The organism is Methylobacterium sp. J-070, from assembly GCF_022829385.1.
Lineage (GTDB): Bacteria > Pseudomonadota > Alphaproteobacteria > Rhizobiales > Beijerinckiaceae > Methylobacterium.
Window position 1 is genome coordinate 1 of sequence record NZ_JAKSXX010000238.1, and the last position, 734, is coordinate 734.

Below are 734 nucleotides of genomic sequence, written 5' to 3' on the forward strand. Positions count from 1 at the left end.
GGAAGTCGCCTTTGGCGTCTCGCTTCAGCTTGAGCGCGAGGACGTTGAGGATCATGGGCCGGCTCCGGATCGGAGCGGCAGGCTCGGCGGCTATGACTAACGAGCCGTGAACCTCAGCGCATTCCCGTTTGCGACAGGCCCCGATGGAGCGCCGTCGCCGCTGGGCCGCCTCGGGACGGCTTCCACCAGGGCTAGCGGCCCGGTTCACGCTGGCCGAGCAGGCAGTCCTCGCCCTCGTGGCGGCCGAGACCGTGCGCCGGAAGGATTGTCGCCTGTCCGTGCCGAACCTCGCTGCGGTCGCCGGAGTGGCCGAGACCACGGTCCGCAACGCCATCCGCGAGGCCCGGAAGCTCGGTCTTGTGACGGTGGAGGAGCGCCAGATCACCGGCTTCCGCAACGACACGAACGTAGTCCGCATCGTCTCGCCCGAGTGGACCGCCTGGCTGCGGCTGGCGCGGACGCGAGACCCACTATCCAGACTTGGATCGTCCGCTCACCCCGGGCCGGTACAGGGGGGAGGGTGCAAATCCGCGAACCGCACGCCTACTGAGGTTCTAATCCTGTCAGAATCGGGGAAAACGGCACCGAAGAAAGGCTGCCGAGGGGCAGCGGGCGACCTCGACCGATCAGACCGGACGAGAATTCTCGCGGGTGGTGGCGCTGGTCGAGCCATGCCGTGAGGGTATGTAGGCGGCCGATCTATCGAACGAATGGACGGCGAACGATGTCGTGCA

1 pseudogene is annotated in these 734 nt (G+C 67.2%); it reads left to right on the plus strand.

The features are described 5' to 3' along the window. Positions 1 to 137: 137 nt before the first annotated feature. Positions 138 to 680: pseudogene (locus tag MKL01_RS27610) on the plus strand (helix-turn-helix domain-containing protein); the annotation flags it as partial. Between the last annotated feature and the right edge of the window lie 54 nt (positions 681 to 734).